Annotated in this window: 17 protein-coding genes and 1 tRNA gene; 6 read left to right on the top strand and 12 right to left on the bottom strand. The window is 60.6% G+C overall.

Features of this window, described 5'->3' with window-relative positions:
* Window positions 1-451: 451 nt before the first annotated feature.
* Window positions 452-1669: a glycosyltransferase family 2 protein gene (locus tag EV660_RS03135; RefSeq protein WP_157798947.1), complete on the bottom strand. Its 1218-nt coding sequence runs from the start codon at window positions 1667-1669 to the stop codon at window positions 452-454.
* Window positions 1670-2171: 502 nt separating this feature from the next.
* Window positions 2172-3389, bottom strand: a complete 1218-nt coding sequence (locus EV660_RS03130) for a glycosyltransferase family 2 protein (RefSeq protein WP_157798948.1) — start codon at window positions 3387-3389, stop codon at window positions 2172-2174.
* Window positions 3390-3613: 224 nt separating this feature from the next.
* Between EV660_RS03130 and EV660_RS03125 the strand changes: the two genes are divergently transcribed.
* Entirely contained in the window at window positions 3614-5125 is a 1512-nt protein-coding gene (locus EV660_RS03125; RefSeq protein WP_071482264.1) for a lipopolysaccharide biosynthesis protein, read from the top strand.
* A 156-nt stretch (window positions 5126-5281) separates the two neighbouring features.
* On the opposite strand, the gene EV660_RS03120 is transcribed toward EV660_RS03125, so the two are convergent.
* Together EV660_RS03120 and EV660_RS03115 are read right to left on the bottom strand one after the other, a co-directional pair.
* Window positions 5282-5357 (bottom strand) — tRNA-Ala (locus tag EV660_RS03120).
* Window positions 5358-5451: 94 nt separating this feature from the next.
* The gene (locus EV660_RS03115) at window positions 5452-5760 is read right to left on the bottom strand and encodes a TIGR02300 family protein (RefSeq protein ID WP_071482265.1); all 309 of its coding nucleotides are present in this window, start codon (window positions 5758-5760) and stop codon (window positions 5452-5454) included.
* A 146-nt stretch (window positions 5761-5906) separates the two neighbouring features.
* Between EV660_RS03115 and EV660_RS03110 the strand changes: the two genes are divergently transcribed.
* A complete protein-coding gene (locus EV660_RS03110; protein WP_246028971.1) occupies window positions 5907-6650 on the top strand; it encodes a M48 family metallopeptidase in 744 nt (247 codons plus the stop codon).
* Here the strand turns inward: EV660_RS03110 and thpR are convergent.
* From thpR to EV660_RS03090, 4 genes are all read right to left on the bottom strand, one after another.
* Window positions 6611-7171 carry an RNA 2',3'-cyclic phosphodiesterase gene (gene thpR, locus EV660_RS03105; RefSeq protein ID WP_071481437.1) on the bottom strand — a complete coding sequence of 187 codons (561 nt, stop codon included), beginning with the start codon at window positions 7169-7171 and terminating at the stop codon, window positions 6611-6613. The genes EV660_RS03110 and thpR overlap by 40 nt on opposite strands.
* A 12-nt stretch (window positions 7172-7183) precedes the next feature.
* Window positions 7184-7507, bottom strand: a complete 324-nt coding sequence (locus EV660_RS03100) for an antibiotic biosynthesis monooxygenase family protein (protein WP_071481438.1) — start codon at window positions 7505-7507, stop codon at window positions 7184-7186.
* A 51-nt stretch (window positions 7508-7558) separates the two neighbouring features.
* Window positions 7559-8818 (bottom strand): vWA domain-containing protein, encoded by a 1260-nt coding sequence (locus EV660_RS03095; RefSeq protein ID WP_071481439.1) that lies wholly within the window; start codon window positions 8816-8818, stop codon window positions 7559-7561.
* A gap of 77 nt (window positions 8819-8895) precedes the next feature.
* Window positions 8896-9810, bottom strand: a complete 915-nt coding sequence (locus tag EV660_RS03090; protein ID WP_071482267.1) for an AAA family ATPase — start codon at window positions 9808-9810, stop codon at window positions 8896-8898.
* Between the two features lie 195 nt (window positions 9811-10005).
* Between EV660_RS03090 and EV660_RS03085 the strand changes: the two genes are divergently transcribed.
* From EV660_RS03085 to EV660_RS03075, 3 genes are all read left to right on the top strand, one after another.
* The gene (locus EV660_RS03085) at window positions 10006-11979 is read left to right on the top strand and encodes a heme lyase CcmF/NrfE family subunit (RefSeq protein WP_071481440.1); all 1974 of its coding nucleotides are present in this window, start codon (window positions 10006-10008) and stop codon (window positions 11977-11979) included.
* Window positions 11976-12440, top strand: coding sequence for a cytochrome c-type biogenesis protein (locus tag EV660_RS03080; protein ID WP_071481441.1), 465 nt, complete (start codon window positions 11976-11978; stop codon window positions 12438-12440). Before EV660_RS03085 ends, EV660_RS03080 begins: the two co-directional genes overlap by 4 nt.
* A gap of 69 nt (window positions 12441-12509) precedes the next feature.
* Entirely contained in the window at window positions 12510-13286 is a 777-nt protein-coding gene (locus EV660_RS03075) for an enoyl-CoA hydratase-related protein (protein ID WP_071481442.1), read from the top strand.
* Between the two features lie 212 nt (window positions 13287-13498).
* Here EV660_RS03075 and ccmE read toward each other — a convergent pair whose 3' ends face one another.
* The 4 genes from ccmE to EV660_RS03055 form a co-directional block, all read right to left on the bottom strand.
* The gene (gene ccmE, locus EV660_RS03070; protein WP_071481443.1) at window positions 13499-13966 is read right to left on the bottom strand and encodes a cytochrome c maturation protein CcmE; all 468 of its coding nucleotides are present in this window, start codon (window positions 13964-13966) and stop codon (window positions 13499-13501) included.
* A gap of 12 nt (window positions 13967-13978) precedes the next feature.
* Window positions 13979-15007 carry an N-acetyl-gamma-glutamyl-phosphate reductase gene (argC, locus tag EV660_RS03065; RefSeq protein WP_071482268.1) on the bottom strand — a complete coding sequence of 343 codons (1029 nt, stop codon included), beginning with the start codon at window positions 15005-15007 and terminating at the stop codon, window positions 13979-13981.
* 87 nt (window positions 15008-15094) lie between these two features.
* A complete protein-coding gene (locus EV660_RS03060; protein WP_071481444.1) occupies window positions 15095-15907 on the bottom strand; it encodes a glutamate racemase in 813 nt (270 codons plus the stop codon).
* A gap of 72 nt (window positions 15908-15979) precedes the next feature.
* Complete coding sequence (locus EV660_RS03055; protein WP_071482269.1) at window positions 15980-19396, bottom strand: indolepyruvate ferredoxin oxidoreductase family protein; 3417 nt, start codon at window positions 19394-19396, stop codon at window positions 15980-15982.
* A 157-nt stretch (window positions 19397-19553) separates the two neighbouring features.
* On the opposite strand from EV660_RS03055, the gene EV660_RS03050 reads away from it, so the two are divergent.
* A complete protein-coding gene (locus tag EV660_RS03050; RefSeq protein WP_071481445.1) occupies window positions 19554-20447 on the top strand; it encodes a LysR family transcriptional regulator in 894 nt (297 codons plus the stop codon).
* Window positions 20448-20830: the final 383 nt, after the last annotated feature.

Raw genomic sequence — 20830 nt, 5'->3', positions numbered from 1 at the left:
GTTTTGGGTGAGCCTTCGGGTCGGGAAAATTCCACTATGCGTGCCCGTGCGCCTTGGTTTTGCGCCGGTCAAATCGGGGCAGCCCTCAAACCTGTCGTCAGGTTTCTTTTGACAGGTGCAAAATCCTCGTGCTCGCCACCTGACGAATGGCTCCCGCGCCACACGCGTTTCTTTCGCGATTGGCGGCTATGCGGGACTTTACGGACATAGCGAGGCGGGGTGCAAAGCCGCGTAGCGTCGGGCCGCGGTGCGGCGATCCAAGGCTTACTCTATAGCGCTTTATGCTGGCCAAGTCCCTGAAAGATCAGATCGTTGCGCTGGGGGCAGCCCAATCGCCGTGCCGTGGGGGCGGCCCGGCGATGCGCGGCGGCCTTCGGCCTCGACTCCGCGCAACTGAATGTCCGCAGCGCCCTCAAGCAGTCATCGGGTATCTTGTGTCAGGCGGCAAGCACTAGCTTGCGCGTGACCTTGTGGCCATCCTGCCAAGGTTACGCCCAACAGCGGATTGAAAAGCACACCATGTTGCATGCACATCCATCAGCCGGAACCATGACCTGACGGCCTGTGCCGCGCGCGTCGCATCCAGTTGACGCCACGCAATCTTGATCTCGTGCAGCAATGGGCGCGACAGGGCGGTCAGAATTCTTGTCCGGTCGTCGCGCTCAACGCTGGCTGTGTACAGCTCGTGCAGGATGTCAGGTGCCTCATGCACCTCGGAAATGCCATAGCGGCAGCCCAGCATTCCCGCCAACACATTCAGTTCATCCTGTCGCAGCGGGGTATCGCGCATGATATCGAGCGCGGCATCGAGAGAGTCGATCGCGTCTGGCCACAGTTTCTTGCGGCCCGCGATGACGGATTTCTGAATCAAGGCCATGCGCTGTTCGGCGGCGGTCAGGCGGCGTTTGCTCCAGGGTGGCGGGGCCAGATAGGCGCGTTGCGGCAGGTCAGATATCAATTTCTTCAGCAGATATGCGTCATGCGCGATCCATTTTGCGTTTCTATCGCCCTCTGCGTAGCGGAGGGTTCTGGGACCGCGAAGGCCCGGATGCTGCCTTTGCCGAAGAACCACACTGTCAACGAAAGCCACGGGCCCCTGAATCGCGACACCCAGATGCAAATAATAATCGACTGATGCCAAGACTTTGCTGTCAAAGGGTCGCATCTGTTCCAAGGCATCACGGCGCACAAGGACACATGGATGTCCGGTGATGAAACAGTCCTCCATCAGTCGGACAAGAAATGGCCTGCCATCTTCTGGGTATTCGACAACCTCTTCCCGGCTTTGGAGGGCGCCCTCGTCAAAGCGGGTCATCTTGCCATAGGTTAGCACAAGTTCAGGATTGCGGGCAAAGGGTTCGGTCAGGCGTTCCAGCGCATCGGGCGCGGCGATGTCGTCGTCATCCATGATCCAGACAAGGTCGCCGCCAGCCTTGTCCAGACCTGTCGCAATGGCTGTCAGTTTGCCTGCGTTATCTTGTCTGATATAGGTAATCAGTGCGGCAAACTGTGAACAGATTTCTGGCGTGCGGTCGGTCGAGCCATCGTCAACCACCAGAATTTCCAGCGGCGGTTTGGTCTGTTCCAGTATCGAGGTGATGGAGTCTGCTAGATATCGTTCTCGATTGAAGGTTGGCAGGATCACCGAAACGCGGAGTGACTCTTTCATCATGAATTCCCATTTGTCCGAAATTGGATATCGGCACCATAGCTTGTGTCTGTGTCATCAAATCCGCTGAAAGTGCCGCCTGAGTGTTCTGGTTAGAAATATGGTCTGGCGGCCTTCTGAAACTGCTGGAGCGTGTTGTCGCATCAATACACCTTGGCTTTTCCCTCACACGAAAATTTGGCGCTGAGATATGGGGCGTGAACCCGCGCTGTGGTGAATTGTTCCCGAACAGATTGAAACAGGTGGTCCACGGCGACAGGTTTGCGCGCCAAGCCCGAGTGTTCGCCACCTGACGAAAGGTTCCCGCGCCACACGCGATTCTGTCGCAAGGGGCGGCTTTGCCGGACAAATGGAGCATAGGGTTGCGCGGAATCAAGGCCGAAGGCCGCCGCGACTCAAAGGGCCGCACCCACGGCACGGCGCTGCGCGGCTTGTCGAAACCATCTACCCTAAACAACGCCCTCCCAACAGTCACAGTGTCTCTTGCGTCAGGTGGCGAACACTAGCCTGCGCGCGGGTTTGTCGTCTTTTTTGCAAGATTGCGTCCGAATGCCGATTTCAAAGCGCCCCATGTCGCCGGGATGCCCATCAGCCTTGACCATGATCTGATGATTTGCGCAGCGCGCGTCAGGTCACGGTCGCTGCGGGCAAGCCCGATGTCGTGCAACAGCGGTCGCGACAGGGTGACCAGAATTCTGGTCCGGTCCCTGCGCCCGGCGCAGACCTTGCGAAGACCAAGCAGGATCTCGGGGTTTTGATGCACCTCGGCAATTCCGTAGCGGCACCCCAGCATCCCCGCGAGCACGCGTGTTTCATCTGCGCTCAGGGGTGTATCGGGCAGGATGTTCATGCCCTGTTGCAATGCAGCGGTCGCTTCGGGCCATAATTTCTTGCGGCCTGCGATCACCGCTTTCTGTATCAGCGCAAGGCGCTGCTGCTCTGGGGTCAGCGCGCGCTCTTTCCAAGGGGGCGCGTTTACATAAGCCTGAAGCGGCAGGTCTGCGATCACCTGTTTGAGCAGGTATGTGTCGTGATAGATCCAGTTTGTGCCCCATTCGGCCTGTGCCTGACGGTCGCCCTTGGGGCCGCGCTGCCCCGGATGCTGGCGCTGATGCAGCACCACGCTGTCAACGAAGGCTGCCGGTCCCTGCAATGCAAGGCCCATGCTGAGGTAATAATCGACCGATGAAATAATCGAACGGTCGAAGGGCAGCATGCGCACCAGCGCATCGCGGCGCGCCAGCACACAGGGCGGACCGGCGGCAAAGCCATCTTCCATAAGCTGGACAAGAAAGGGGCGCGGATCATCGGGAGATGCGCCAGGCAGATCCGGTGCATTCTGGCCGGGCGGTTCAATGCGGATTGTATTACCATAGCTCAGGACAAGGGCGGGATTGTCGCGAAATGGTGCCGTCAACCGTTCCAGCGCATCGGATGCGGCGATGTCATCGTCATCCATGATCCAGACAAGCTCTCCCCGGCAATGTTTCAGGCCCGTGGCAATGGCGGTACGTCTGCCAGCGCTGTCCTGATGGATATAGGTGATGAAGGGGGCGAATTCGGCCTCTATGCCCGGTGTGCCGTCGGTTGAGCCGTCATCCACGACCACGATGTCAAAAGGCGGGCGGGTCTGGTCAAGCAGCGAACGGACTGCATCTGCAAGATACATATGCCGGTTGAATGTCGGAATGATCACCGAAACGCGGGGGATATCTGTCATGGTCAACTCTGCTTCCGTTTGCCTGTGGGACAAGCGCTTTGCCTGGGCCAGCTCATGACTGAACAGATGCCAGCTTACGACCGAAAACTGCCACAGCGCCGCTTTGTTCCCAATCAGTTTGGAACATTTAAGGAAATTGGGCATTAACCCTGTCCGCGATCCGAATTCGTGTGGCCAGACACCGGGCCGGTTTCTGGCAACTTGGCAACGATACAGGTTTTCTCTTGCGCCAGAATATCTTCGATCCCCCTGCCGGCTCTCTCAGGTCCAGTGTCGGGCGTGGTGCATTACATACGGCACTGTCGCAAGCCGTCATGCTGGCCACGCAGATCGGGTCGGTTGTGGTGCTGTCGCGATTGTTGGCGCCTGCCGATTTCGGCCTGATCGCGATGTGTTTGCCGATTATCGTTCTTGTCGGGATGATGCAGGATTTCGGGCTGCTTCAGGCGACAGTGCAACGCCCCAATATCCGGCAGGAAGAGGTCAGTTTTCTGTTTTGGGTCAATATTGCGGCAAGCCTGACGCTGGCCACGTTGCTGTTTCTAGCTGCCCCCATGATCGCAGCCTTCTATAACGACGACAGGATCGGCCCGCTTATTGCGGCGCTGTCGGTTATTGTGCTGATCAGCGGCGTGTCGGCGCAACATGGGGCTATTTTGCAACGCAGGATGCATTTTGGAAGGGTCGCCGCAATTTCGGCCACAGGCGCGGTCAGCGCCTTTGGTGTCGCGACGCTCTGGGCGCTGTACAGGCCGGATTACTGGGCGGTGTTTGCGGGTATGGTCGCGGGCACGCTGGTTCCCACCTTACTGACATGGATCAGCGCCGCTTGGCTGCCCAGCCGCCCCAGATGGGTATCGCAAGGGCGGTCGCTTCTGGGGTTTGGTGCGGGGGTCACGGGTTTTAACCTGAGCAATTTTGTGACCCATAACAGCGATAAGGTGCTGATCGGTCGGGCTTGGGGTGTGTTTGAGTTGGGCTTGTATGACCGCGCCTATAAATTGCTGCTTTTTCCCATGCTTCAAATGTCCAACCCGCTTAAACGGGTGATGATTCCAAGCCTGTCACGGTTGCTGGATGAACCACATCGCTATCGCAGTGCCTATCTTCGGGTACAGCGGCTGCTGCTAATCGTGTCCTTGCCGGGGGTGGCCTGTGCCATCGCGCTGGCGGATTCGGCGGTGGAGCTGGCGCTTGGCGCGCAGTGGCAGAACGCGGCACCGATCTTTCAGGCGCTGGGTTTTGCAAGCCTGCTGCATATGCTGAACAGTACATCAGAATGGCTGTTCATTTCACAGGGACGCACACGCGATTTCATGATCTGGGGGGGAATCATGGCGGGGCTGGCGCTTTGCGCCTATGTGCTCGGGTTGCCCTATGGGGCGGTTGGTGTCGCCATCGCGCTGTCTGTTGCGCAATATGTCAAAACGCCGATTCTGTGGGTCTGGCTGTGCCGCAAAGGTCCGGTGGCGTTGCGCGATGTCATTGCGTCTGCGGGGCCGTTGATGCTGGCGGCGCATTTGGCAATCGGCGGGGTGTTCCTGATCCGGCCACTGCTGCCGGAACCGCCAATCCTGACCTTGCTGACAGGTGCAGCGGTGTCATATGGGCTAACGGTTCTGGTCATCAGCGCCTTTCCGACCGGGCGTGCCACATTGCGCGAAGGATGGGAATTGCTGGTCCCGTTCCTGCCCAGAAATATGCGCCCCGCCAGCGCTGTCCCACCTGCCGAATAGGCGATGTCGGACTGGCAGCCTTGGGCCGGACCATGCAAGGCCAGACCGCAATCTGAGCAGGGTCGGAGTGTTGCAAATATCCGGCAACCCCGGCGGGTTACACAGAAAAAGCCCCGCCGGAGCGAGGCTTTTTTCTATCCGGCTTCCCGGTTTATCTGGTGGAGCCAAGCGGGATCGAACCGCTGACCTCTTGAATGCCATTCAAGCGCTCTCCCAACTGAGCTATGGCCCCACTTTTGCAACAACGTATCGTTGCGTTGCCGCCTCATACGAGAGCGCGCAGACCAGTGCAACAAAAAAAACACTGATCTGCCGCTCTCAATCACTCAGTCGTCATCATCCGATGCAACATCGGCCAGATCATCCAGCGCGACAGTATCTTCATCATCATCTTCCAGCAGTTCGTCATCGACTTCGACTGCATCATCGTCATCCACCAGCAGATCATCTTCATCCTTCTCGGATGCGGCCTTGGCTTTCAACGCGGCGGCATTCGCTTCTTCGCGACGATCATTGGTGTCGATCGTGACCACCTTGCCCGTATAGGGGCTGATGATCGGTGATTTGTTCAGGTCATAAAACCGCTTTCCGGTTTCAGGGCAGACCCGCTTAACGCCCCATTCTGGATTGGACATCGACATTTCCTTTGTTCGCGTGCCTTCCTTCAAGCTTGGTGCCGTGCCATAACTCGGTCATGCTGTAAAGACCTGTGAGGCCGGCATTGCCGCTTGCAGGGGCAAATTCCCGCATGGGACAGCCAATATGGACGATAACACCCCCGATGAGAGGGCAGATGCGGGTCGAAAACGGAATTGCGATATTGCAAGGGTCACCCGAGATTGCTGTGCAGTTGCGGCGTTCGGGACAGGCCCGGCGGTTAAGCCTGCGTGTGTCGGGGCTGGACCGGCGGATCACCCTGACCATGCCGCGCGGCGCGCATCTGAACGAGGCGCTGGAATTTTTGCAGGAACGCGAAATATGGCTGCGCACCGCGCTGACGCGACTGCCAGAGCCGACAAGGGTGGAAATTGGCGGGGACATCCTGTTCGGGGGGCGGACCCTGCGAATCACCGCAAGCACCGGGTCGCGCATCCGGGTGCGGGATGCGGAATTGCTGGTCCCGCCTGATCCGACCGGAACGCGGACGGCGCTACGGGTGGCGACCTACCTAAAAGCCAGCGCGCGCGCGGCGCTGGTTCCGGCGGCCACGCGATATGCTCAGGCACTGGGCAAGCCCTTCAGCGCGATCACCTTGCGCGACACGCGGTCGCGCTGGGGATCGTGCACCGCGCAGGGGCGGCTGATGTTCTCGTGGCGGCTGATCATGGCCCCGCCAGAGGTGTTGGACTATGTCGCGGCGCATGAGGTCGCGCATCTGGAGTACATGGATCATTCGCGGGTATTCTGGTCCTGCGTGGCGCAATTGATGCCCGATTATCAGACCTATCGCGACTGGTTGAGCAATAATGGCGCCGTGCTGCACAGCTACAGCTTCACATCGCGGCCCCTTACCGACAGGGGGTAGCGTTCAAGCACATCGTATTCGGCCCCATCCGGGCGCAGATGCGAGCGGAACAGCGCGATGTCCGACACGGTGAACGCATCGCTGCGAAAGCCCATGTCACGGGCCACCGCCGCTTCCAGTTCGGCCTGATTGAAGCTGTCGGGGCGCAGATAGGACAGGGTGACATGCGGGCTGTAGCGCCGTGCCTCCGGGGTGAAGCCTGCGCCGCGCGCCAGATGCATCAGCTTGCGGTTCAGCGCCAGCAATTCCGGCACAGGGGTTACGCGCGCATGAAGGTTATGGGGCGCGCCCTTGCCATACAGCCCCAGCCCTTCAAGGCGCAGCTCGAAATCCGCGACATCAAGGCGCGACAGTTCCTCGTCAAGCGCCTCTAGCTGCGGCATCTGCGCAGTGCCAAGAAAGACCAGCGTGATGTGGAAATTCTCGGGCGGCAGCTTGCGTTTGACCGGCAGCAGAAACTGCTGCAACACAAGCTGGCTGCGGATATGCGTGGGCAGTTCCAGCCCCAGAAAGACACGCATGCAACAGGGCTTTCACTGCGCCGGATAGGTTGCGGCGACGTCATACATCACAGGTTCGAATCGCGCGCAGAGTGCGGCGATGGCGCGGTTGCGCTCGCGCATTTCGGGGGTGCGCAGCATGGCCTGAAAATCCGCCCGCGCGCGCCAGCGCGAATAGGTGCAAATGCGCGTCTGGGCATCGTTGACGTGAAGCGCCGCGCCACGAAAGCCCGGCTGATGGCGAATGACCTTGTCATAGGCGTCTTGCAAGGCTTCGAGTACATCGGTGCAGGTGCCCGGTGTCATCTCGAATGTGGAAATGACGGTCTGCTCGTCACTGGTTGCGCTGATCTGCATCTCGCGGCCCTCCTTGAGCTGATCCTATCGTGACGCAAAGACGCGTCGAGATCAATCATTGAGCAGCGCCATCAGCCGCGCCTTCTCGCCGCGGTCCTGCGGGTCGGAGATGGCCGCCGCCAGGGCTTCGAGCGAGGCGATGGAATGGGCGGCGCGAAATGCATCGACATGGGGCAGCATGGCGCGCACACCCCGCGCGCGGGGTGCGAAATTGTCCCAGCGCAGCAAGGGGTTAAGCCAGATCAACCGGCGCGCGGACAGATGAAGGCGCTCCATCTCATGGGCCAGCAGGTCGGGATCATCGCGGTCCAGCCCGTCCGAGATCAGCAGCACCACTGCGCCCTGCCCCAGAACCCGGCGCGACCAGTCGCGGTTGAAGGCGCGCAAACACCCCCCGATGCGGGTACCGCCCTGCCAGTCCTGCGCCTGCGCGCCCGCCGCGCCCAGCGCGGCATCAACATCGCGGGTACGCAGGTGGCGGGTTATGTTGGTCAGGCGCGTGCCAAAGGTGAAGGCATGCACCTTGGCCCAGCCCTGCCCCTGCCGGTTGGCCACCGCATGGACGAAATGCAGCACCATGCGCGAATATTGCGACATTGACCCCGATATGTCGCACAGCACCACCAAGGCGGGCCAGCGGGTCGCCGGGCGGCGGTGATGCAGCTTCGTGACCTCGCCGCCCTGCCGCAAAGAGGCGCGCAGGGTGCGGCGCCAATCGGGCTGACGGCCGCGCAGATCGGGTTTCAGGCGGCGGGTGGCCAGCGGTTTGACCGGCAGCGACAGCTTTGCCAGCATGCGCCGTGCCTGCGCGGCCTCTTGCGTGGACATCTGTTCGAAATCGAGCGTGCGCAGCCGTTCTTCGCCAGAGGCGGTCTGCGAGGCGTCAATCTGGATTTCGGTATTCTCGCCCTCCTCAGGGGCCTGTGGGCGGTCGGGCGCTTCGGCCCCGTCAAGCAGCGCTTCGGCGGCGCGTTTTGCTGCGGCCTCGGCGGCCTTTTCCTCGGCTACATTGCGGATCGCGGGCAGCATCAGTGACATCATGTGTTCGAGATAGCGCGGGTCGCGCCAATACAGGCGGAAAATCTGGTTGAAGATCAGGCGCTCTTCAGGACGGTTGACGAAAACCGAATGCAGCACCCAGTAAAAATCCGGCTTGCGGTCGAAACCGGCCACGGCCACGGCCTCTATCGCGGCTTGCACCCGGCCGGGCCCGATGGGAAGCCCCGCACGGCGCAGGGCACGCGCGAAATGGGTGATATTGTCGACCAGCTTGCCGTCTTCGGGAATAGCGAGATCAGTATAGCGCGCCATCAGTCAGCGGGGGTTCAGGGGCTTTGCCCCTCTTGGCTGCGCCAATTCACCCCAGGATATTTCAGCAAGGATGAAAATCATGCAGGTTCCAGGGATTGGCGGGCTTCATCGAGGATCTTTTTCGCTTCCATGCCTTGCAGGCGGGCAATGTCATCCTGGTATTTCAGGATCGCACCGAGCGTGTCGGCGATTACTTCGGGGGAGAGTTCGAGCACATCGAGCGCCAGCAGGCATTTCGCCCAGTCGATGGTTTCGGCGACGCCGGGTTTCTTGAACAGATCTTCGCTGCGCAGGCGCTGGACAAAGGCCACCACCTCACGCGAGAGGCGGTCCGAGGCTTCGGGGGCGCGGGCGGAGAGGATTTCGAGTTCGCGCGCGAAATCGGGGTAATCGACCCAGTGATAGAGGCAGCGCCGCTTGAGCGCGTCATGCACTTCGCGGGTGCGGTTGGAGGTCAGGATGACGATGGGCGGTTCAGCGGCCTTGATGGGCCCCAATTCAGGGATGGTCACCTGATAGTCGGACAGCGCTTCGAGCAGAAATGCCTCGAAGGGTTCGTCGGTGCGGTCAATCTCGTCGATCAGCAGGACGGGCGGGCCGCCGGGCTGGGGGCGCATGGCCTGAAGCAAGGGGCGTTCGATCAGGAATTCGGGGCCGAACAGGGTTTTGCGCAACGCGCCCGTGTTGTCCTTGTCGCCCTGCGCTTCGGCGGCGCGAATGGCGATCATTTGGGAAGCGAAATTCCATTCATAGACGGCGGCGGTTGTATCCAGCCCTTCATAGCATTGCAGGCGGATCAGGCGGCGGCCCAATGCGGTGGCGATGGCCTTGGCGATTTCGGTCTTGCCGGTGCCGGGTTCGCCCTCCAGAAATATCGGGCGATTGAGGGCGAGGGCCAGAAACACCACTGTCGAGAGCGCGCGATCGGCGACATAGGATTGGTCTGACAGCAATGCCTGCACGCGCTCTATGCTTGAGCAATCCTGCGTCATGTCTGCTCCCTTCACATGGACTGGGGCAAGGCTGGCCTGCACGCGCCACAGGGTCAAGCCCGCATCGCGGCAAATGCGACCAAAGGACAAGGCCGCGCGCGCCTTGGCACAGCTGACCAATCTGTGACCGAAGGCCGCGCCCCTGATGCATCTAGGGTATTTGCCAGCCGCGCAGTTTGGGCTAGAAGCAGATTCATGATTATAGAACTCGGACATTTCGCCCTGATTCTGGCCTTTGCCGTGGCACTGGCCCAAACCGTAATTCCGCTGGTCGGTGCCCATAAAGGGTGGCGCGACTGGATGGTTGTGGCCAACCCTATGGCCACCGTCCAGTTCCTGCTGGTGGCTTTCAGCTATGCCGCGCTGACCTATGCCTTTCTGGTGTCGGATTTCTCGGTCAAGCTGGTCGTGGACAATTCCCACACGCTCAAGCCATTGATCTACAAGATTTCCGGGGTCTGGGGGAACCATGAGGGCTCGTTGCTGCTCTGGGTGCTGATCCTTGCGCTGTTTGGTGCGTCGGCGGCGTGGTTCGGGGGCAACCTGCCTGCCAGCCTGCAAGCGCGGGTGCTGGCGGTGCAATCGGGCATCACGGCGGCCTTCATGGCGTTTACGATCTTCACATCCAACCCGTTTACGCGGCTGGAATTTCCGCCCTTTGACGGCACCGACCTGAACCCGCTGCTGCAAGACCCCGGCCTCGCCTTCCACCCGCCGTTTCTGTACCTGGGCTATGTGGGGCTTTCGATGGCGTTCAGCTTTGCGGTGGCCGCGCTGATCGAAGGGCGCGTTGATGCGGCCTGGGGGCGCTGGGTGCGGCCCTGGACGCTGGCGGCCTGGGTGTTTCTGACCATCGGCATCGCAACCGGGTCCTGGTGGGCCTATTACGAGCTTGGCTGGGGCGGGTTCTGGTTCTGGGACCCGGTGGAAAATGCCAGCCTGATGCCCTGGCTGTTTGCCGCAGCGCTGCTGCATTCCGCCATCGTGGTGGAAAAGCGCGAAACGCTGAAAAGCTGGACAATCCTGCTGGCAATTCTGGGCTTCGGCTTCTCGTTGATGGGTACATTTATCGTGCGTTCTGGGCTGCTGACCTCGGTTCATGCGTTTGCAATGGACCCCGAGCGCGGTGTGTTCATCCTGATGATTCTGGCTGCGTTCATGGGCGGTGCGCTGACGCTGTTCGCCCTCCGCGCCCCGGTGCTGGAAGCAAAGGGTGTCTTTGCAACGGTGAGCCGCGAGTCTGCATTGGTGATCAATAATGTACTGCTGGCGGTGTCGTCTTTCGTGATCTTTATCGGAACCATGTGGCCGCTTGTGGCCGAGATGCTGTTTGACCGCGTGTTGTCGGTGGGCCCGCCCTTCTTCAACATGGCCTTCACCCCCTTCATGGTGGCGTTGGCGATGGTCTTGCCGATCGGGGCAATGCTGCCGTGGAAGCGCGGAAACCTGACGCGCACGATGCGCCCGCTTTGGGGGCTTGCAGCGTTTTCGGTGGCGATGGGCGCGCTGACATGGGCGCTGCAAACCGGCAATTCGCCGCTGGTGCCGATCGGACTGGCGCTTGGGCTATGGGTGGTTCTGGGGTCACTCGCTGATATCTGGAGCAGAACCGGACGTGGCGCGATAGGCAACCGGATGAAACGGCTGTCGCGCCTGCCGCGTGCGGATTGGGGCAAGTTCACAGCGCATAGTGGGCTTGGAATTTCCATCTTTGCCGTCGCCGCGCTGGTGGGCTGGGAAACCGAGGATATTCGCGTTGTCCAGATTGGCGAGAGTTTCGACAAGGGCGGCTATACGCTGACCCTGACCTCTGTGGACCGTGTTCAGGGGCCGAATTACGTTTCGACCATGGGGACGCTGGAGGCCTATCGCGACGGGCGCCTGATCACCACCTTGCAGCCCGAAAAGCGGTTTTATCCGATTGCAGGCATGCCCACGACCGAAGCGGCGATTGACTATAAAATCCACCGCGACCTGTATATCACCTTGGGCGATCCGCAGGATAACGGGGGCTGGGCGGTGCGCACCTATATCAAGCCATTTGCCAACTGGCTGTGGTTCGGGTGTTTCCTGATGGCGCTGGGCGGAATTTTCAGCCTGTCAGACCGACGCTACAGGATTGCCGCGGGCGCAGAGCGCACGCGGCCTAATGCGGTGCCGGCGGAATGATGAGATTTCGCCTGCTCCTCGCAACGGTCCTGATCGCCTTGGCCAGCCCAACCTGGGCCGTGCAGCCGGATGAGATTCTGGATGACCCGGTTCTGGAATCGCGGGCGCGCGATATTTCGGCTGGGCTGCGCTGTCTGGTGTGCCGCAACGAGTCCATCGACGAATCCAACGCGGATCTGGCGCGCGACATGCGCCTGCTGGTGCGCGAACGGCTGGTCGAGGGGGATAGCGATACAGAGGTGATGTCCTTCATCGTTGAGCGTTACGGTGAATATGTGCTGCTGCGCCCCACCACGGATGGGGTGAATATCATCCTGTGGGTTGCAGCGCCGGTTCTGTTTCTGATCGCGATGCTGTCGGCAGGGCTGTATCTGCGCCAGCGCGGCAGCGCGCCCGAACCGACAAAGGGCGGGCTGAGTGCGGAGGAAGAGAAGCGGCTGAAAGAACTTCTGAAAGACTGACGCACCGTCCGGGCTTTTCCCGGCAGCGCTGCACGGTATGATGATGCAGCAAAATGTCGGAGAATATGCATGGATTATGAAACGCTGCTTGCCCGTCATCAGGAGGGGATCGGGGTGATTACCCTGAACCGCCCTGATGTGATGAACGCCTTGAACAAGCAGATGCGCGCAGAACTGACCCACGCGCTGAAGGATTTGGGCGCGCGCACACGGGTTCTGGTGCTGACGGGCAATGGGCGGGCGTTTTGTTCCGGGCAGGATCTGGGTGACGGGGGCAATGCCGCGCAGATCGATCTGGAACGCACCCTGCGCGAAGAATACGAGCCGATGTTGCGCGCGATATATGACGCGCCTGTGCCCGTGATAGCGGCGGTCAATGGGTCTGCGGCAGGGGCCGGGGCCAATCTGGCGCTGGCGGCGGATGTGGTGATTGCGGCGCAATCGGCCAGTTTCATCCAGGCATTCAGCCGGATCGGGCTGATCCCCGATGCGGGCGGCACATGGTTTCTGCCGCGCCAGATCGGTTTTGCCCGCGCCATGGGCGCGATGCTGTTTGCCGAAAAGATCAGCGCGCAGCAGGCGGTCGAGCTGGGCATGATTTGGGAAATGGCGGAAGATGCACGCTTTGAAGCGGCATGGATGGCGCGCGCACGGGCCTTGGCCGAGGGGCCGACTGTGGCCTATCGCAACATTCGCAAAGCCCTGCGCGCCAGCCTTGCCAACACGTTGGACGGGCAACTTGTGCTGGAAGCCAAACTACAAGCCGAAGCGGGCAAGACTCGTGACTTTCAGGAAGGCGTTCTGGCGTTTCTGGAAAAGCGGCCTGCAAGTTTCGAGGGGCGCTGAGAGTTTTTCCAGCAGCCCCTTTTCAAGACGAATCTTGCGTTGAAAATCTTTGATTGGCGGGTCCAGACCGCCAGTCAGTTGCGCTTATCGAACACCAAAGATCGCCGCACTCATGAAGGTTAGGGAAGCCCCTGGAGCGATGCGGCCTGCGCTATGCAAGTTACGTCGCCACGCGACAAACCACATCGCCGATGGCCGCAGTTGCGCAATATTCAGGTTTGCGGCTCTGGCAGGCTTTGGGGGTCCGGGCCGCGCCATTCGCCCTGCTCGCGCAAGGCTTCCATCACTTCGCGCGGCATATATGTCTCGTCATGTTTGGCAAGGATTTCGCTGGCCTGAAACACACCGTCAATCAGGCGACCCGTGCCGACCATGCCTTCATTCTCGGAAAACAGGTCGGGCAGGATGCCACGGTAATGCACTTCGACCATTGCGGGGCCGTCGGTGACATGGAAACGGACTGTATCGGACTGCCCACGCACGATAGAGCCGGGAACAACCAGCCCACCGATGCGAAACACCTCTGTCGGGGCGGGCGGTTCGGCCACAACCTGTGACGGAGAGCGGAAGAAATTGATCCCGTCACGCATGGCGTAACCGATCAGCAATGTGGACAGGGTCAGTGCCACAGCGGCAACCGCGATAATCTGGATACGGCGGGTTTTCTTCAGGCTCTTCATATCATCCTCGTTTCACGGAAAGAGCGGCGCGCCCATCAGACCTGCCGCCTCGTCCAATCCCAGCATCAAGTTCGCGTTCTGGATGGCCTGCCCGCTGGACCCTTTGCACAGGTTGTCCAGCGCAGCGACCACCAGCGCCCGTCCGGGCACGCGATCCCCAACAACACCGATATGCACGAAATTAGAACCGCGCACATCATGAGTCGATGGTGTTGTGCCAAAAGGTAGCACGCAAATCATTGATTCAGCGCAATACCGGGCCTGCAAAACTTCGTGAAGGCGCGCGGCCTCGCCATCCAGCCAGGCGGTGGCCAGAATTCCGCGGTTGAGCGGGACCAGATGCGGGGTGAACTGGATATGCACCGGGCGCCCGGCAAGCGCCGAGAATTCCTGATCGAATTCACCCAAGTGCCGATGCGTTCCGCCCACGGCATAGGCCTGCGTCCCCTCGGAGAGTTCGGCATGAAGCAGGTTTTCCTTCAGCGCGCGCCCTGCCCCGCTGACCCCGCATTTCAGGTCCAGAATGATCCGGTCCAGATCAATCACCCCAGCTTCGATCAGCGGGCGCAGGATATATTGCCCGGTGGCGGCATTGCAGCCTGTGCCTGCAACCAGCCGCGCGGCACGGATCTGTTCGCGGTAGAATTCGGTCAGGCCATAGACGGCCTCGCGCTGGAGTTCCGGCGCAGCATGGGGTTTGCCATACCATTGCTCATAGGCGGCCGGATCGCGCAGCCGGAAATCGGCGGACAGGTCCACGATTTTCAGATCGCGCGGCAAATCCTTGATCACGGCCTGGCTGGTCGCATGGGGCAGCGCGCAGAAGGCCAGATCAATGCCCGCAAAATCCACATCCTCGATCCGGCACAGATCTGGCAGGTCGAGATGGCGCAGGAAGGGGAAGACCTGCGCCATGGGCAGGCCGGCCTTACGCTCGCCGGTAAGGGCCGTGATTTCCATGTCGGGATGGGTCGATATCAGCCGGACAAGTTCCGCCCCGGTATAGCCGGAAGCGCCGAGGATAGCGATTTTCTTGGTCATCTGTGAGGTCTCTCTGACAGTCGTGGCGCGGGGTGGAATATGGTCCATGCGCTCCGCGCGGGGAGTATTTAAGGCAAGAAAATGGGCTCAGGCCGCTTGAAAGGCGATCTGTCGTCGCAGGAATTGCGTGGCCTTGCGCGAGACGTTGACCGGATCACCTGTTGTCAGAAACAGGCTGTTGCGGCCCGCGCCCAGCATTTCAGGGCGGCGGGTGAGGTAGTCGTCAAGGCTGGCCGCTACAAGATCGGGCTGGGAATAGACATCGACCGATGGCCCGAGCGCTTCGCGGAAGGCATGTTCGACCAGCGGGTAATGGGTGCAGCCCAACACCGCCGCTTGCGGGCGGGGCATGCGGCGCAACAGAGCCTCGACATGGGAATGGACCAGCGCCTCGGCCAATTGCATATCGCCCTGTTCGATCGCATCGACCACACCGCCGCAAGGCTGGGCCTCGACATCGACACCGATGGCGCGGAAGGCCAGTTCGCGCTGAAAGGCGCGGCTGGAGACAGTGGCAGGGGTGGCGAAGAGCGCCACATGCTTGACGGCGACTTCGCGCGGGGGGGAATTGTCGCCCCATTGGCGTTCGGTCAGCGCCTCAATCAGGGGGACGAACACGCCCAGAACACGCTTATCAGCGGGCACCCATGTTTCCTGCATCCGCTTGAGCGCGGCGGCAGAGGCCGTGTTGCAGGCCAGAATGACCAGATCGCACCCTTCGTCCCAAAGCCGTTCAACCCCGGCGGTGGTCAGGGTATAGATGTCTTCGGCATCGCGCACGCCATAGGGCGTGTGGGCATTGTCGCCCAGATAGACAAAGGGCACATCCGGCAGGCGCGCGCTGAGTGCGCCCAGCACGGTCAGGCCACCCAGCCCCGAATCGAATACGCCTACTGCCATTGCGCCTGCCCCAGCCCGATATCTTACGCCCTGCATAAGGCGGCGAGGGGCGAAAATCCAGCCTGTTTGCGCTTATTCGGCGGCCATGCGCGCGGGCGGGTTCCGGAACAGCGCCATGAGTTCCGCGCGGCGCTGTTCGGCGGCGGCGGCATTGCGGTGTTTGACTGGCCCGAAGCCGCGAATTTGCAGCGGCAATTCTGCCAGTTCCACGGCGATTGCGTGGTTTTCTGGGCTCAGGTTTTGCAGGAGATCCTTGATCAGTGCCTCATAGTCGCGGATCAACTGGCGTTCCATGCGCCGCTCTGCCGTATAGCCGAACGGGTCGAGCGGGGTCGCGCGCAGGACTTTGAGCCTGGACAGGATCTTGAAGCCGCGCAGCATGGCAGGGCCATAGCTGCGTTTTGCGGGGCGGCCATCGGGACCGGGGCGCGCCAAAAGCGGCGCGGCCAGATGGAAGCGGGGTGTGAAATCGCCCTCAAACTCTGCGCGGGCCTTGTCGAGCGTGTCCAGATGCAGGCGCGCGACCTCGTATTCATCCTTATAGGCCAGGAGCTTGTGATAGCCCTTGGCGATGGCCGCGCGCAGCTGTGGGTCGGGGGCCTGATCGACCAGCTTGCGGTAGCGTTTGGCAAGGCGCTTGGACTGATAGGCCACCAGATGGCGTTCGCGCAGGGCGATTTTCTCGTCCAGCGAGAGCGGCTTTTGCGTGACCGTATCGGCCAGCGCCTTGGCCGCTGCCTTGGGGTGGACCACAGACCAGCGACCCAGGCTGAAAGCGCGGGTGTTGCCCTCGACCGCGGCCTTGTTCAACTCGATTGCGCGCAGAATGGCCGCTTCGGAGAGGGGCACCAGCCCCATCTGCCATGCCGCCCCCAATGCGATCATGTTCGAGTAGATGCTGTCGCCCAGCAGCCGCTTGGCCAGTTCCGAATAGTCGAACAGATGCAGCTTGTCGCCCAGCCGCGCCTGAAGCGCGATTTGCAGGTCTTCGCCCGGAATGCGGAATTCGGTGTTGCGGGTGAATTCGCCGGTCACGATCTCGTGGCTGTTGACGGCTGCGCCGGTCTGGCCGCTGCGCATGAGGCCCAAGGTTTTTGCGCCTGCGGTGACCACCAGATCACCGCCGATGACGCAATGCGCCTCTCCCACCGCGACGCGAATGGCGCTGATATCGTCTGGCTGGTTGGCAAGGCGGCAATGGATATGCACCGCGCCGCCTTTCTGGGCCAGCCCGGCCATTTCGATCATGCCAGCGCCCTTGCCATCTAGATGGGCCGCCATCGAGATAATCGCACCAATGGTCACGACGCCTGTGCCGCCGACACCAGTGATGACGATGTTATGCGTGCCTTCTATCGGTGGCAATATTGGCGCGGGCAGATCGGGCAGATCAACCGAACGGGTTGCCGCGCGTCGCGGCCTGGCCCCCTCCAGCGTCACGAAGGACGGGCAGAACCCCTTGAGGCAGGAATAATCCTTGTTGCAAGACGATTGGTCGATGGCGCGTTTGCGCCCGAATTCGGTCTCGACTGGTACGATCGAGACGCAATTCGACTGCACGCCGCAATCGCCACATCCTTCGCAGACATCTGTATTGATGAACACGCGGGTGTCGGGGTCGGGGAATTCGCCGCGCTTGCGGCGGCGGCGCTTTTCGGCGGCACAGGTCTGCACATAGACAATGGCCGAGACGCCCTGATAGGCGGCGCAGTCCTTTTGCACCTGATCCAGCGCGGCGCGCTTGTGCCAGCCTGCGGATTTCGGGAAATCGGCGCGGTGGGGTTCTTCCTTTTCGTCAAACACCACCTCGATCTTGCCCACGCCCATTGCGGCCAGTTCATGCGCGATCTGAGAGGGTGACAGATCGCCTTCGTTCTTTTGCCCACCGGTCATGGCGACCGCGTCGTTATAAAGAATCTTGTAGGTGATATTGGTGCCCGCTGCGAGGGCGGCGCGGATGGCCTGAACGCCGGAATGGTTATAGGTGCCATCGCCCAGATTCTGGAACACATGATCACGGGTGGAAAACGGCGCTTCGCCGATCCAGTTCGCACCCTCGCCGCCCATCTGGGTAAAGCCCACGGTGTTACGGTCCATCCATTGCACCATGTAATGACAGCCGATGCCCGCATAGGCGCGGTGCCCCTCAGGCACTTTGGTCGAGGTGTTGTGCGGGCAGCCCGAACAGTAATAGGGCAGACGCGCGGCAAGATCCTTGGCGTTATCGGCGCGCCTTGCTTCGGCCAGCATGGCCAGACCTGCTTTCACGCGCTCGGTACCGCGCCCTTCCTCGATCAGGATTTCACCAAGCTTTTCGGCTATCCAGATCGGGTCGAGGGCGTAGCGCGTGGGGAAGAGTTCCAGCCGCCGTCCGTTTTCCCAAGTGTCGCCCTTGTGCCAGCCATAGACGCGTCGGCCGCGACGGTCATCAAAGATGGCTTCCTTGACCTGCACCTCGATCAGTTTGCGCTTTTCTTCCACGACAACAATCAGGTCCAGCCCTTCGGCCCAGTCATGGAAGCTGTCCATATCAAGCGGGAAAGTCTGGCCGATCTTGTAGGTGGTCACCCCGAGGCGCACGGCCTCTTCCTCGCCTATTCCCAGAAGCGACAGCGCGTGCACAAGGTCTAGCCAGTTCTTGCCTGCGGCGACAAAGCCGATCCTGGCCCCCGGCTTGCCCCAGACGCGCTTGTCCATGCGGTTGGCCCGGCTGAAGGCCTCGGCGGCGAAGCGTTTGTGGTCGATCATGCGCGCTTCTTGTGCAACGGGTGTATCGACAAGGCGGATATTCAGCCCGCCCTCGGGCAGGGCCATGTCCGGCGTGACAAATTGCATCCGGTGGGGATTGCCATCGACCACGGCGGTTGCCTCGACCGTGTCTTTCATGGTCTTGAGGCCAACCCAGACCCCGGCATAGCGCGACAGCGCATAGCCATAATGGCCGTAATCAAGCAATTCCTGCACGCCTGCGGGCGACAGGACCGGCATATAGGCATCGACCATTGCCCAGTCGGATTGGTGCAGGGTTGTCGAGGATTCGCCCGTATGGTCGTCGCCCATTGCGGCCAGAACACCCCCATGCGGTGAGGTGCCCGCCATATTGGCATGGCGGAACACATCGCCTGTGCGGTCCACCCCCGGCCCCTTGCCGTACCACAGGCCGAAAACGCCATCAAAACGGCCTTCGCCGCGCAGTTCTGCCTGCTGGCTACCCCAGAGCGCGGTCGCGGCGAGGTCTTCGTTCAGCCCTTCCTGAAAGCGGATATTGGCCCCCTCAAGCAGGTCTTTGGCGCGGGTCATCTGCTGGTCCACCGCTCCGAGGGGAGAGCCGCGATAGCCGGTGACATAGCCTGCCGTGTTCAGCCCCGCCGCGCGGTCGCGCGCGGCCTGTTGCAGCATCAGGCGCACCAGCGCCTGCGTGCCGTTCAACAAGACGGGTGTTTTCCCGATGTCGAAACGATCTTTCAGCGAAATATCCTGCCGCACCATCTGCACCTCCCACAGGTTGTTGCGCATGAAACAAGCATAGGTCAATATTTCTGACCTACAAAGCAGAATTTTCGATCAAAGCGCTTTTGTGATCGGGCAAAAGGACGTAGAACGAATCGCGCATGTTACCGAAAACAGGGTTTCTGGATATTTCGTCATGGACTGGGACAAGCTTAGAATCTTTCACGCAGTTGCCGATGCTGGCAGCCTGACTCATGCGGGTGAGGTGCTGAAGCTTTCGCAATCCGCAGTCAGCCGACAGATCAGGGCGCTGGAAGAGGGGCTTGATTCGATTCTGTTCCACCGCCATGCCCGCGGCCTGATTCTGACAGAACAGGGCGAATTGCTGTTCGAGGCAACCAAGGCCATGTCGCGCACACTGGAATCCACAGCGGCGCGTATTCGGGATGCAGAAGACGAAGTGTTCGGCGAATTGCGCGTGACCACGACAACCGGCTTTGGCACCCTGTTTCTTGCCCCGCGCCTGCCATCCCTGTATGCGCAATACCCGGACCTGAAGATCGACCTGATGCTGGAAGAGCGGGTGCTTGACCTGCCCATGCGCGAGGCCGATGTGGCCATTCGCATGAAAGAGCCCAGTCAGGCGGACCTGATCCGCAAGCGCCTGATGACAGTGAACATGCGCTTATACGCAACGGCGGAATACCTGCGCGCCAATGGCACCCCCAACACATTGGAGGATCTGGCAGATTTCAGGCTGATCTCGCAAAATATCAGCTCAGCGCAGGTCAGTGTCGGCGCTCAACTTATACGCGAACTAAACGCGCGGCCAGTGCGTTCCAGCTTCACGGTGAATAATTACTTCGGGGTGCTTCAGGCTGTTGTGAACCATTTGGGGATCGGGCTTTTGCCGGATTATGTTTCAGAGGATTTCCCGGATCTGGTACATGTGCTGCCCGATGTGGCCAGCGGGGATATTCCGGTCTTTCTGGCCTATCCTGAAGAGTTGCGCCATTCGCGCCGGATCAGCGCGTTTCGCGATTTTGTGGTGGAAGAAATCGTCGCCTACAGGCGCGGTCGGCAAATCTGACGCGGCGGATATTTGCGTTATAGACGGGTTTTGCCTGAGGCATGAATGCAACGCATAGCGGCAATGTTGCACGCGCAAGATAATTTAACTTGCGTAATGGATGGGCAATAACTTAATGGATGGTCAAGGCACAAGCGACATTTGTCGTGTGTCTTACCTCCCTGTTGGACTTTGGCCGAGCATTTGCTCGGCCTTTTTTTTGGCCAACGGCATTTTTGCTGAAAACTTCCGCAAAACGCGCCCTTCTTGCGGGATTAATTGGCGAATTATGTATTGCGCCTTCACAAGACTCCCCCATGAAACCGGCCAATTCTTCACAAACTGCCTTTTTCTTGCGCACAACCACAGGCTGTGTGAAAAAACTCAGGTCTTGACTCTTCCCC

The organism is Roseinatronobacter bogoriensis DSM 18756, assembly GCF_004366635.1.
Taxonomy (GTDB): domain Bacteria; phylum Pseudomonadota; class Alphaproteobacteria; order Rhodobacterales; family Rhodobacteraceae; genus Roseinatronobacter; species Roseinatronobacter bogoriensis.
Note: the sequence above shows the minus strand (reverse complement) of the source record. Positions and strands in the feature narration are given on the sequence as shown.